The 12,216-nt window shown below is 74.9% G+C and carries 12 protein-coding genes and 2 pseudogenes; 7 read left to right on the top strand and 7 right to left on the bottom strand.

Going from position 1 to position 12,216, the window contains the following annotated elements; all coding sequences use genetic code 11:
* The 4 genes and pseudogenes from ACZ7KX_RS39125 to ACZ7KX_RS39110 all read left to right on the top strand — a co-directional run.
* A pseudogene (locus ACZ7KX_RS39125) lies at positions 1 to 201 on the top strand (hypothetical protein); the annotation flags it as partial.
* Positions 202 to 581: 380 nt separating this feature from the next.
* Positions 582 to 1,242: pseudogene (locus ACZ7KX_RS39120) on the top strand (nucleotidyltransferase family protein).
* Entirely contained in the window at positions 1,239 to 1,493 is a 255-nt protein-coding gene (locus ACZ7KX_RS39115; protein ID WP_470330702.1) for a BON domain-containing protein, read from the top strand. Before ACZ7KX_RS39120 ends, ACZ7KX_RS39115 begins: the two are co-directional and overlap by 4 nt.
* Entirely contained in the window at positions 1,490 to 2,275 is a 786-nt protein-coding gene (locus tag ACZ7KX_RS39110; RefSeq protein WP_470330701.1) for a metallophosphoesterase family protein, read from the top strand. The genes ACZ7KX_RS39115 and ACZ7KX_RS39110 overlap by 4 nt, the downstream gene beginning before the upstream one ends.
* A 436-nt stretch (positions 2,276 to 2,711) precedes the next feature.
* On the opposite strand, the gene ACZ7KX_RS39105 is transcribed toward ACZ7KX_RS39110, so the two are convergent.
* The 6 genes from ACZ7KX_RS39105 to ACZ7KX_RS39080 form a co-directional block, all read right to left on the bottom strand.
* The gene (locus ACZ7KX_RS39105) at positions 2,712 to 3,215 is read right to left on the bottom strand and encodes a CBS domain-containing protein (protein WP_470330700.1); all 504 of its coding nucleotides are present in this window, start codon (positions 3,213 to 3,215) and stop codon (positions 2,712 to 2,714) included.
* Positions 3,216 to 3,399: 184 nt separating this feature from the next.
* Positions 3,400 to 3,798, bottom strand: a complete 399-nt coding sequence (locus ACZ7KX_RS39100; protein WP_470330699.1) for a hypothetical protein — start codon at positions 3,796 to 3,798, stop codon at positions 3,400 to 3,402.
* A gap of 110 nt (positions 3,799 to 3,908) precedes the next feature.
* Positions 3,909 to 4,499 carry a DUF6817 domain-containing protein gene (locus tag ACZ7KX_RS39095; RefSeq protein WP_470330698.1) on the bottom strand — a complete coding sequence of 197 codons (591 nt, stop codon included), beginning with the start codon at positions 4,497 to 4,499 and terminating at the stop codon, positions 3,909 to 3,911.
* A gap of 70 nt (positions 4,500 to 4,569) precedes the next feature.
* The gene (locus ACZ7KX_RS39090) at positions 4,570 to 5,538 is read right to left on the bottom strand and encodes a ketopantoate reductase family protein (protein WP_470330697.1); all 969 of its coding nucleotides are present in this window, start codon (positions 5,536 to 5,538) and stop codon (positions 4,570 to 4,572) included.
* A gap of 38 nt (positions 5,539 to 5,576) precedes the next feature.
* Positions 5,577 to 6,356: a hypothetical protein gene (locus tag ACZ7KX_RS39085; RefSeq protein WP_470330696.1), complete on the bottom strand. Its 780-nt coding sequence runs from the start codon at positions 6,354 to 6,356 to the stop codon at positions 5,577 to 5,579.
* Positions 6,353 to 7,285: a hypothetical protein gene (locus ACZ7KX_RS39080; protein WP_470330695.1), complete on the bottom strand. Its 933-nt coding sequence runs from the start codon at positions 7,283 to 7,285 to the stop codon at positions 6,353 to 6,355. Before ACZ7KX_RS39080 ends, ACZ7KX_RS39085 begins: the two co-directional genes overlap by 4 nt.
* A gap of 242 nt (positions 7,286 to 7,527) precedes the next feature.
* Here ACZ7KX_RS39080 and ACZ7KX_RS39075 point away from each other — a divergent pair, with 242 nt between their 5' ends.
* From ACZ7KX_RS39075 to ACZ7KX_RS39065, 3 genes are all read left to right on the top strand, one after another.
* Positions 7,528 to 8,292 (top strand): ABC transporter ATP-binding protein, encoded by a 765-nt coding sequence (locus tag ACZ7KX_RS39075; protein ID WP_470330706.1) that lies wholly within the window; start codon positions 7,528 to 7,530, stop codon positions 8,290 to 8,292.
* A 23-nt stretch (positions 8,293 to 8,315) separates the two neighbouring features.
* Complete coding sequence (locus tag ACZ7KX_RS39070) at positions 8,316 to 9,722, top strand: FtsX-like permease family protein (RefSeq protein ID WP_470330694.1); 1,407 nt, start codon at positions 8,316 to 8,318, stop codon at positions 9,720 to 9,722.
* A 133-nt stretch (positions 9,723 to 9,855) separates the two neighbouring features.
* Positions 9,856 to 11,211, top strand: a complete 1,356-nt coding sequence (locus tag ACZ7KX_RS39065; RefSeq protein WP_470330693.1) for a sensor histidine kinase — start codon at positions 9,856 to 9,858, stop codon at positions 11,209 to 11,211.
* Positions 11,212 to 11,446: 235 nt separating this feature from the next.
* Here ACZ7KX_RS39065 and ACZ7KX_RS39060 read toward each other — a convergent pair whose 3' ends face one another.
* A complete protein-coding gene (locus tag ACZ7KX_RS39060) occupies positions 11,447 to 12,115 on the bottom strand; it encodes a response regulator transcription factor (RefSeq protein ID WP_350522631.1) in 669 nt (222 codons plus the stop codon).
* Positions 12,116 to 12,216: the final 101 nt, after the last annotated feature.

Here is a 12,216-nt window from a genome sequence, read left to right as displayed (position 1 = left end):
GCCGACCGGATCGGCGTCTCCCAGATGCACGTCTCCCGACTGCTCGCCGCCACCCTGACCCGGCTGCGCGAGCAGCTTGAGGACCAGGACGCCCCCGGCTGGTCCGGCGACCCCGATACGCTCGCCGACCCCGACTGGGACCACCACGTCGACCTCGGCGGGCCCCACCGGGAACCCGACACCACCGGGGCCCCGGCCTGAATCAACGGACGCTGCCGGACCGGGACCGGTCAAGCCGCAGCCGGGGTGTGTCGCCGACCGATCAGGGTAGACACGCGGGGGTGACCGGGCTCCCGACGGTCACTCGGCGTGCGGGGCGCGGCCACCTACACCGCAGTGTTCACACCACGGCACGGGCGCGCGCCCGCCATGACGCCCGACCGCCACGCGGCGGAGGCAGTCGAAGGACGAACGCGGCGGGGATGGCCGATCTGACGCGCATCGCGCAGATCGTGGCCGAGGCCCTGAACGGCCCCGGCCGGCGCTGTCCGAGCGGCCCCTCCGCCCGGAGTGATGTGCGGTGCCCTGTTGCCGGTGGGCGCCGGGAGCGCCTGCCGACCCGCAAGGCCGAGGAGGCCGCCATGGACCACCTGTCCCAACACCCCCTCCCGCCGCCCACGGCGCGGCCCCGTACCGAGGACCGGCCGTTCGATGAGTCCCCGGAGGGCCTGCCCCCGGACCGCACCCAGGCGATCCTGGAAGCGGCCAAGCGCATCGGCTCCCTGCTCAAGGCCAGGGGGCCATCCCTTCGCGCTGGCGGGCGGTGTCGCGGCCTACGCGCACGGCGCGGTGGTGCGCCTCCAGCACGACGCGGACTTCTGCATCCGCCGGGAGGACGCGGAGGGTGTCACCCGGAGCCTGCGCGCGGCGGGCCTCCAGGTCTACCTGCCGCCTGAGGACTGGCTGATCAAGGCACGGTGCCTGGGACAGGACGTCGACCTCATCCTTGAGCTCACCGAACGGCCGGTCACCTCCGAACTGCTCGACCGCTCCGAGGTGCTGCCGGTGGACTCCGTGCACATGCCGGTGCTGGCCGCCACCGACCTGGTCAGCAGCCTCCTCGCGGCCTTCTCCGAGCACCATTGCGACTTCGGGGCCGTGCTGGCCGTGGTGCGGCCGCTGCGGGAGAAGATCGACTGGGCCAGGGTCCGCGCCGAACGCGGCGACGCGCCGATGGCCGCGGCGTTCCTGTACCTCCTGGAACGGCTCCAGGTGATCGAACCGGAAGGAGCCGGCGCATGACGAGCGTCGACGACACCGAGTACCGGGTCGCGCACCTGCGCGAGCGCCTCGCCGACGACGAGATCGGCGAACTCGGGCTGCGGATCGAGGCCCACGGCGCCCGCGTCACCGTGTGTGGGACCGTGTCCACAGCGGAGCGCCGTGCGGCCGTGGAGCGCATCGCGGCCCAGGTGCTGGCCGGGCTGGTGGTGCACACCGACATCGCGCTGACCGACGGCCGGGCCCCGACCGGAATCGAGGACCTCCCGTGATCCGGGTTGCGGCCGTCGGCGGCATCCACCTGGGCCCCGACAGCCGCGGACTGCTGCGGCCGGCTTTCGAGACCCTCGCGGACCTCGCCGACATGCTCCTGCTGGCCGGCGATCTCACCCGGCACGGCCTCCCCGAGGAGGCCGTCGTGGTGGCGGAGGAGACCGGCGGACTGACCGTTCCCGTGATCGCAGTCCTGGGCAACCACGACCACGACGCGGGCTGCCCGGACGAGGTGGCCGCGATCCTGTCGGCCCGCGGCGTCCGGGTGCTGGAGCGCGACTGCGTCAGCGTCCCGGTGGGCGGGGGCGTGGTCGGCGTGGCCGGGACCAAGGGCTTCGGCGGCGGGTTCGCGGGCCGCAGCGGCGGCGAGTTCGGCGAGCCGGAGATGAAGGCGTTCATCCGGCACAGCCGGGAGTGCGCGGACGGGCTGCGGGCCGGCCTCGACCGGCTGGCCGCCGAGCGGTGCGACGTGCGGATCGCCCTGACCCACTTCGCACCGGTACCGGACACCCTCGCGGGTGAGCCGCCCGAGATCTACCCCTTCCTCGGTAGCTACCTCCTCGCCGAGGCGATCGACGGGGCGGGCGCCGACCTCGCCGTGCACGGGCACGCCCACCTCGGCACCGAGCGCGGCCTGACCGCCGGCGGCGTGCGGGTGCGCAACGTCGCCCAGCCGGTCATCGGCCGGGCGTTCGCCGTCTACGGGCTGCACGGCTCCGGCAGCCCGGACATGACGTCCGGGGGAGCCCGGGAGCCGTTTGGCGGGACCGCCGCCGGGTAGCCGACGGGTCCCCCGGTGCCCCACCGGGCACCCCCGAACCCCATGGAGGTGGCCCCCACGGACGCGCGCGAAGGCCGCGACCGGGCCGTGGCCGACCTGCTCGGCCGGCGGCACTCCACTGGCCTGGCCATCGGCATCACGATGGAACGCTTCGGCGTCACCCCGCACGCCGCACTGGCGTTGCCGGTCAGGGCGGCCCAGCGGTCCGGGACCACTGCCGCGCCGGGGAGCCGTCCTGGAGGCCCGGGATTCCCTCGTCCTCGGGCTCGGCCGCCGGTCGTGGTGGCCGGGCTCCGGTTCGGGCAGAGCCTCGACCCGCCGCCCCGGCCCCGCGCGGCCGCCGCGGCCGGGCCGGGGCGGCGGGTCGACGGTGGACGGCTCGCGGTGCGGCGGGCCCGCGTACTCCTCGCCGGGTGCGAGCCCCGGCACCGGGCCCTCAGGCGCCGGGGGCCGCGTCGCTGATCCGGGCGAGCGCGGAGTCCGGGTCCCGCTCCAGCGCGAGGTCACCGAGCGAGACCATGCCGACCGCCCGGCCGTCGTCCAGCACCGGCAGCCGGCGCACGGCGTGCCGGCGCATCAGGTCGACGGCGTGCCCGATGTCGTCGTCCGGGGCGACCGAGATCATCGCCCAGGCTTCCGCGGACTCGGCCCGCATCACGAAGTACAGGGTCTCGGTCGGGTTGTGGCTTCGGCGCATGATCTGGCGGCCGCCCGGAACCATGGAGGTGTCCCGGATGTTGCTGTCGGACGCTGTGCGCGGCACGAACCAGTAGGCCATGCGGATGCCGATCGGCCGGTACGGGTCGGCGTCCGCAGGGAGGATCGCTCGACGGATGCGCGATCCCTGTCCGTCGGCGTCGACGGAGAGGTCGAACGTGCCGGAGGAGCCGTCGGAGAAGTGCGCGACGACCTTCTGCCCGTCCTGTTCGAAGCCGTCCACGCTCACCGAAGACGTAGCCGGGCGCGGCCGGACCGGGGTCGCGCGGGGCGGACGGGGGCGCCGGGTGCGGCCGGTGGTGCCGGGTGCTCCCGGCCCGGAGCCGGGCCGGGCCGGGAGCGGTGGATCGTACCGGTGGGGCGCGCGGTGCACTCGGACGGTCAGGGGGTCAGGACGACCGGGGTGGTCAGGCCCCGGCGCAGGCCTTGGTCACGTCGGCGGCGGCGCTGGTGATCGCGCCGAAGTCGGGCTGCTTGTTGTCGTTGACCTTGTCGATGGCATCGGAGACGGCCTTGGAGAGCTTGTCGGCGGCGGCATCGAGCTTGTCCCCGCCGTCGTGGCGGATCTTCTTGGCATCGTCGACGACCTTCTTCAGTGCGTCGACGGTGCGCCGGCGGCGCTCGTCGTCGGCGATCTGGCCGACGTTGGACGCCGCGTCCGTGAGGTCCTGGACGTCGCCGGCGAGGCTGACCGCGCGCTTCCCGCAGTCGATGGCCTGGTCGGCGCTGTTGCACGCGGTGAACAACGGGGCCGCGATGAGCACCGCGAGAGCGGCGGCGGCCGGACGGTACGGCTTCCTTGTCATGTCACTATCCCTCCCGGCATGGACAACGCCGTTGTGCCGTACGGTGGTTCCGGCGGGGCGGATGAACGGTTGGCAAAACCTCGGGCCTGGGAAACGGTCATGACGAAGCGTCAATTCCGCTCCTCAGGTGCGGTGGTGTGCCGTCCGGGGAGATCGCTGCAGGCCCGCCAGGCGGCGGACGGCAGCAGGGCGCGGGCGCGGGCGAAGAGTTCGTACAGGCCCGGTCCGTAACGGGCGGCCAGGTCCGCGTTGTGCGCGAGGACGTCGAGTTCATTGGCGACGGTGAGGGCGAGGAAGGCGCGCAGGTCCGCTTCCGGCGGCGTGTGATCGGCCCCGGTGAACCGGTCGCGGAACACCACCGGTTCGTCGACGCCCAGCCGCGGGTAGACCACCGCCCGGTCGCAGCTCGCGTAGAGGTGAACGAGCGCCTCGGCGCGGGGGCCGACGAGGTCGGCCAGGGTGCCGCGCCGGTCGAGCCCCAGCAGGGCGTGGTCGAACCCGTCGGTCCCGTACGCGGCGTGGCAGAGCCCGGCGGCCCGGACGGCCGGGTCGCAGCACCAGTCCGCCAACAGGCCGGCCACGCGGTGGAGATGTGCCAGCAGTGTGCCGCCGGGGTGGGGGATCCGGTCGGCGTCGTGGGCGAGGAGGAAGGCTTCGATGCGGTCCCACGCGGGAGCGCTGTCGGGTTCGGAGGGCGTCATGCCGCGACTCCTACCCGGATCGCGCCCGTTGCGCCCGCTGCTGCCGCAGGAGGCGCCCGGCGCGGGCCCGTCATCGTTCGGCGGGCTCCGACAGCTCGGCGACCAGGCGGGCGAGCGTCGGGACGGCGACCCCGTGCGCGGCGGCGGCCCGCAGGACGGCGCCGCCGGTCGCGTCGAGCTCGGTCGGGCGGCCGGCCTCCGCGTCCCGCTGCATCGAGGACCTCATCGCCCCGGGGGCGCGGTCGACCACCGCGAGCAGGACCTGCGCGTCGGCCGGGGCGCCGACCGCCCGGGCGACGGCGGTGATCTCGTCCAACGCGGCGAGGAGTTCGGGCCGGTGCTCGGTGCGCACGGTGCCGACGTCACTCGTGTGGCGGGTGGTGAGCAGCGCCAGCGGGGCGAGGAAGGAGAGCTTGCTCCACAGCATCGCCGTCTCGTCTTCGCGCAGCGTCACGGTCAGGCCGGCGTGCCGGAGCTGCTCGGTGAACTCCTCGACGGATCGGCGGAGTTCGTCGGACGTCGCGGAGGCGTCGGGCGTCGCGGAGGCGTCGGGCGTCGCGGGTTCGGTGGGTCCGGAGGGTGCGGCGAGTTCGATCGCGGCGAACGGGCTGGTGTGCTCGATCCGCCCGGGCGCGGTGCGGGTGGTCTCGACCCGGATCGTGCCGGCCACGACCCGGGCGGCCGGGTAGCGTTCGCGCAGCACCGCCATGTGGTCCAGGCCGTTGAGCAGCGGCACCACGAGCGCGGCGCCGAGCACGTCCGCCGGCAGCCGGTCGAGCGAAGCTGCCAGGGCCGTCTCCTTGACGGTCACGAGGACGGCGTCGACCGGCTCGGACAGCTCGGCGGCGGCCTCCACCTCGGCGGTGAACGTGCCGAACTGCCCGCTGCGGACGTGCAGTCCGTCCCGGGCGAGGACGGCGGCGGTCCGCTCGCCCGCCAGGCAGACGACGCGGTGCCCGTCGCGGGCGAGAAGTCCGCCGATCAGTCCGCCGACGCCGCCTGGTCCGAGGACCGCGACGGTCAGGGGGGTGGTGGTCATGCTGACTCCCGGGGCTGAGAGGAGGGTCGCGGGGGTGGTCACGGGATGTCCCAGTGGAAGCGGCCCTCCAGGCCGTCCGGACTGAGGAAGCCGAAGCCGTCGCCGTGGCCGAAGTCGAGGAAGTAGGGATCGTCCGGGTACGGGGCGTCCGACAGGGCGAAGAAGAACCGCCACGGCGCGGGGACCCCGGCCCGGCCGCTCGGGAAGGACGGGAGGCCGCCGACGTGGTCGTGCACGTGGCCACCGTCCGGGAACCGGACCTCGGGGCCCTCGCCGCGCAAGTGCCGTTGGAAGGCGGCACGTTCGTCCATCGACCGGTCGAGGTCGCCCGGCAGCGGCACCAGGTCGAGGTGGAACTCGACCGGGGTCCCGTTGCCGTTGCCCTTGCCGTCCCCGTCCCCATTCCCGGCGGGGTCGAGGCGCCACAGCGTACGGCCGCGGGTGCCGGGTGGGCCGATGACGGCGAAGGGCGGGATCCGGCCGCCCGGCTGGACGAGCAGCACGGCGTCGCCCGACTCCGGGTCGAGCCCGCCCATGGGGCCGTCCAGGCCACCGTCCGCCGCGAGGAAGAGGAGGGCGAGCCGCCGGTCCTCGCCGGGGACGGCGAACTGGCCGACGAACACCAGCGGTTCACCGGTGCGGGGCGAGAGCGGCCAGGCGGGCTGGGCCGGCCAGCAGGGGTCGCCGCCGAGCTTGGGGACGGGAGCGGTGATCGGCCGCTCGGACCGCCGCAGGGCGAACTGCAGACGGGGGAGGAAGGCGGCGTCGTGCGGACCGGTGGCCGTGCCGGTCGGCTGCGGCAGGGGCGGGGTCGTCATCCGGTGGCCTCGGCGGGTTCGGTTCGCGTGGTCCACGTGTCGACGTGGAAGGAGACGCAGTCGAAGGCGAACGGCTCCTCGTGGCGCGGCTTGCGGCCCGGTGCGGACGGTCGGCGCGGGGCGGGGTGGCGGCACAGGTGGAGCGGCCCGTGGCGGAGGGTGCCGCGGGTGGGATCGGGCACCGGCAGGCCCTCGGCGCGCAGCGCCTCTACCAGTTCGTGGGCCGGCCAGCCGAGGAGGTCGATCCCGAGGTAGCCGACCGGGCAGGCAGGCCGGTCGTCGCCCGGGTTCCGGTTGACCGTGACACTGCGGAGCCGGTTGTCGTCGTCCGAACAGAGGGTGACGCTCACTCCGGGCAGTTGGAACGCCAGCGCCCAACGGGTGCCGCAGACGAAGGTGTTCCGCACGCCGTCGGGCAGCAGCCCGTCGTGCGGGGCCAGCAGCGCCCGTACCGCCGTCTCGGTCAGGCCGAAGGGCAACTCGGGCAGCGGCTCCGGCAATCGGACGCCCTGGCCGGGCAGCAGGTCGATGGTCACCCGCTCATGATTCCTCGTGGGGCGCGTGGCGGGGAGCGCGGGGCGGAAATCGGCGGGTCCGTTCCGCTCCGGCCGGGTCAGGGTGCGCCGGGTGCGTGGCAGTGCCCCGGCGGTGAGGACGCGGTCCGCGGCGGCGGTGGTGGGACGGCGCGAGGGGAGCGGATGACGGCGGACGGGCTGTTGGCGGCGGCAGTACGGGCACGGGATGTCGACGCGGTGCGGTCGGCACTCGACGCGGGAGCGGATCCCGACGCCTGCGGCGTGGACGGACGGCCGCTGCTGTGGTCCGCCGTGGACGGGTTCGACCACGCGCTCGCCGAACTCCTGGTCGAGGAGGGCGCCGACCCGGACCGCCCGCTGCCCGACGGGACGGCACCCCTGCCCGAGGGCCATGGACCTGGGCTCCCACGCCCTGTTCTGGGCCGTCCTCGGCAAGGACCCCGCCGTTCGCCTGCCACGTGCTCGGGGAGCCCCGCAGCCGGAGTCGTCCTGGCAGCGCCGGAGCCGGCCGGCGAGCACGTAGCGCCCGTCCTCGGCCCCCTGCCTGCGGGGTTCGGTTAACCGAACCCCGGATTCGGGGGCCAGCTCGATCGATCCCCCGGCCCCCGCTGCCCAGGATGGAGGGCATGAACGGGATGACGACAGCCGCCGCCCCGGCGGCGCACGGCAGGACGACGGGCACGGCACTGAGCGGGGAGGGCCTGTACCGCGAGTACGGGCGCGGCACGGCGGCGGTACGGGCACTGGACGGGGTGTCCGTGGCCTTCGAGCCGGGGACGTTCACCGCGGTGATGGGGCCCTCGGGCTCGGGCAAGACGACCCTGCTGCACTGCCTGGCCGGGATGGACCGGCCGACCCGGGGCACCGTCCGGTGGGGCGACACCGAGGTGTCCGGGCTGCCCGAGCGACGGCTGGCGGAGCTGCGCCGCACCCGGATGGCCTTCGTCTTCCAGGCCTTCAACCTGATGCCGGCGATGACCGTCGCCCAGAACGTCGAACTGCCCGGGCGGCTGGCCGGTCGGCCACCGGAGCGGGACCGGGTGCGGGAGGCACTGGCCCGGGTCGGACTGGCCGGACGCGAGCGGCACCGGCCCGGACAGCTGTCGGGCGGCCAGCAGCAGCGGGTGGCGATCGCCCGGGCGCTGGTCGCCCGGCCGCAGGTGCTCTTCGCCGACGAGCCGACGGGTGCGCTCGACCGGGCGACCGGGCACGACATCCTCGACCTGCTGCGCGCGGGCGTCGACGTGGACGGGCAGACCTGTGTGATGGTCACCCACGACCCGGTGGCCGCGGGTTACGCGGACCGGGTGCTGCTGCTCGCGGACGGGCTGCTGGTGGACGAGCTGCTCCGGCCGACCGCCGCGCAGGTCGGCGAGCGGCTCAGCCGGTTGGGCGGGTGAGCACGATGAGCACGATGGGCCCGATGAGTACGGCATGGACGAGCAGCCCCGTGTTGGCCCTGTCCGTCGGGCAGATCCGGCGGCGGCCTGCGGCCTTCGCCGGCCTGGGGGCGGCGCTGTTCCTCGCGATGGCGACGGTGACGCTCTTCGGCTCGCTGGTCGCCGCGCAGGCGACGGCTCCCGCGGCGGTGGCACGGACACCGGTGAGCGGGCCGGGCGTGATGGTGATCGCCGCGGCCTTCGGTGAGATCGCCGTCCTGGTCGCGCTGTTCGTCGTGGTCAACGCGCTGGGCTTCACCGTCCGTCAGCAGCACCGCGACCTGGCCCTGCTACGCACCGTCGCCGCGACGCCCCGGCAGGTGCGGCGGGTGGTCCGCGCGCAGGTCCTGGCGACCGTCCTGCTGGCCGCCGCCCCCGGCTGCGCAGCGGGCCTCCTCGCCGCCCGGTCCTTCCTCTCCGCCCTGCAGCGGCGCGGGATGGCCGCTCCCGGTCTGCACGTACCCGGATCGCCGGTGCCCGTGCTGGTCGCGCTCGGCGTGGCGCTGCTGGTCGGCCTGGCGGCCACCGCCGTCGCGGCCCGGCGGATCACCCGGCCCGCACCGGCCGTCGCCCTGACCGGGGAGACGGGCGTGCCGCGGCGGACCGGCGTGCCGCGGCTGATCGCCGGGGTGGCCGTGCTGGCGGGCGGTGCGCTGCTGCTGCGACTGGCCGCGACCAGGCCCGCCGGGGAGCTGGACAAGGCGGGACAGGCGTCGCTGCTCGGTTCGCTGGTGCTCCTGGTCGCCGTCGCCCTGCTGGGTCCGTCGGCGGCGTGGGCGACGGCCGCGGTGCTCGGCGCCCCGGTCCGGGCACTCCTCCCGCGGGCCGGCTGGCTCGCCGACGCCAACCTGCGCGGCTACGCCGCCCGGCTCTCCTCGGCGGTGGTTCCGGTCGCGTTGCTGGTCGGGCTCTCCGGCACGATGCTGATCATGACCAGCACCGCCGAGCGGGTCGCCCGGGCGACCGGCGCCGCGACCAGCGTCACCAAGGCCAGTGACATCTGGCTGCGACAGGCCGAACTCGGCCTGCTGGTCTGCTTCGCGGCGGTCTCCACGGTCAACACCCTGGTCGCGCTGACTGCCGACCGGCGCCGGGAGTTCGCCCTGCTGCGCCTGGTGGGCGCGACGCGGCGGCAACTGCTGCGGATGCTCACGGCGGAGGCACTGCTGACCACGGCGGTCGGCGTGCTGCTGGGCGCGGCGGTGGCCGCCGCGGCCACCGGGGCGTTCAGCCGGGCGGTCCGGGGAACGGTGGTGCCGGTGGTGCCGGGCGCGGAGTGCGCTTGGGTGGTGCTGGGCGCGGCGGTCCTGACGGTGCCGGGGATCGTGGGGACGGGGCTGTGGGCGAGCGGCGGATCGGCCGTGGAGTCCGCGGGCGGGGAGCGGGGGTGAGGTGACCGGCGCGGGGGCGGGGGCGGGGGCGCGCGGGCGGGGCGGCGGGGCCTGAGGAGACCGGTGCAGGCCGCTGGATGCGGTAGTTGCGACGTTGCGGCGGGGCCTGGTGGATGCTTGCCTCGGTCGGCGGGTGAGCGGTGAGGTGGACGGCAGTGCGGTGGACGGCAGAGCGGTGGGCGGTGGCGCGGTGAACGGCGGTGCGGTGGGTGGCGGTGCGGTGGCGCGGTGGGCGGCAGCCCGGTGGGCGGCGGTGACGCGGACGGTGGCGGAGCGGCGGCGGTTCCTGGCGGTGCGCGGTGACGAGGTGGCGTTCGCCGTCCTCGGGCTGCCGCTCGGGGTGCTCGGCGGCGTCTACGCGGTCGCCGTCCTCTACGCGGGGGTGCTGCTCTCGCTCACCGTGCTGGGACTGCCGTTCCTGGCGGCCGCGCTGCTCGGGGCCCGACGGATCGGCCGGATGCACCGGTGGCTGGTCGAGTGGCTGCTCGACGAGACGGTGCCCGGGCCGCCGCCGCTGGCGCGCCCGTCCGGGCTGATCGCCCGCGGCCGGATCGTGCTGACCGACCCGGTGGCCTGGCGGGTGCTGCTCTACCTCTTCCTACGGCTGCCGGTGGGAGTGCTCGGCTTCCTGGCCGCGGTCGGGCTGCCGCTCGGCGGCGTCTGGTTGGTCGGCTTCCCCCTCTGGGTACGGCTGGCGGAGCCCGGTCCGAGACCGGTCGGCTGGTCGGACGTGCTGGCGATCCCGGTCGGCCTCGCACTGCTGGCCGCCGTACCCGCCGTGCTGCGGGCCCTGAGCCGGGCCAACCGGGCGCTCGCCCGGACGCTGCTCGGCCCGGTGCGCTCGCAGCAGCGGGTACGCGAACTGGAGAGCGCACGGGCCACCCTGCTGACCGAGAACAGCGACCGGCTGCGGCGCCTGGAACGCGACCTGCACGACGGCACCCAGGCGCAGTTGGTCGCGCTCGCCATCACCCTCTCACTGGCCGACGACGCCCTCGCCGACCCGGCCGAGCCCGACCTCGGACGACTGCGCACCCTGGTCGACCGGGCCCGCGGGCAGACCGACGACACCATCACGGGCCTGCGCCGCCTCACCCGGGGCATCCACCCCGTGGCACTGGACGGCGGGTTGGCCGAGGCGCTGCCCGGGCTCACCGCGACCTCGCCGGTGCCCGTCACGCTCCGGCTGGACCTGCGGGAACGGCCGGTCGAGGTGATCGAACGGGCCGTCTACTTCTGTGCGGCCGAGCTGCTGACCAACGTGGCCAAGCACAGTGGCGCGCGATCGGCGGAACTGACCGCGAGCGCCGTCGACGGGAGGGTCCGGCTGACCGTGCGCGACGACGGCCGCGGCGGCGCCGCGATCGGCACGGGCAGCGGTCTCGCGGGCCTGGCCGAACGGCTCGCCGCGGTGGACGGCGTGCTGCGGGTGGACAGCCCCCCGGGCGGGCCGACCGTGGTCAGCGCCGTGTTGCCCGACAGGCTGTGACGGACTCTCATGGGCCGTCGGAGCGGTTGGAGCCATCAGGGGTGGGGGCGGGGGCATGAGAGGAGCTCATGGGGCGGGCCATGAGCTCCTCTCATGGGGTCGGCCATGAGCTGCGTTCATGGGTCGACGTGCCCATGAGAGGTCTTCATGGGCCCTCGACATGAGAGGACTTCATGAGGAGCACCCATGAGCGTTGCTCATGAGGCGCACTCATGCGCAGCCTGCAAGCCCGGTTTCACGAGGCGCCGCTCTCCGCGAGGTAGGCGAGTACGGCCTTGACCCGTCGGTTGTCGGTGTCGGTCGCAGGCAGGTCGAACTTGGTGAACACGGCGGCGACGTGCTTCTCCACCGCCCGCTCCGACACCACGAGCTGCGCGGCGATCGAGCGGTTGGAGTGGCCCTGCGCCATCAGCTCCAGTACTTCCCGCTCGCGCGGGGTGAGCGCGTCCACCGGGCTGCGCCGCCGGCCGCCGATCAGCCCGTTGACGATCTCCGGGTCGAGGGCGGTGCCGCCCGCGGCGACCCGGTGCAGCGCGTCCACGAACTGGGAGGTGCGGGCCACCCGTTCCTTGAGCAGGTAGCCGATGCCGGCGGCGCCGTCGGCCAGCAACCGGGCCGCCCAGACGGTCTCGACGTGCTGGCTGAAGACCAGGATCCCGACCTCGGGCGTGGTGGCGCGGATCTCGACGGCCGCCCGGATCCCTTCGTCGGTGTGGGTCGGCGGCATCCGGATGTCCACCACGGCCACGTCGGGCCGGTGCTCGGTCACGGCGGCGACCAGCTCGGGCGCCGTACCGGCGGTGGCGACCACCGCGCAGCCGCGCGCGGTGAGCAGTTCGACCATCCCGTCCCGGAGGATCACCGAGTCCTCGGCGAGGACGACGCGGAGCTGTTCATCGGTCATACCGCCATTATTCCGGGCTGCCGGACGGAGCCGTCCCCGTAGCCGGACAAGAGGAAAACCATCAGTCCAGACTGGACAGTCCAGACTGATGAAAACTACCG

This window comes from Kitasatospora sp. NPDC038210 (assembly GCF_055600605.1).
The sequence above is the reverse complement of the archived record's forward strand: the minus strand, read 5'-3'. Positions and strand labels throughout refer to the sequence as shown.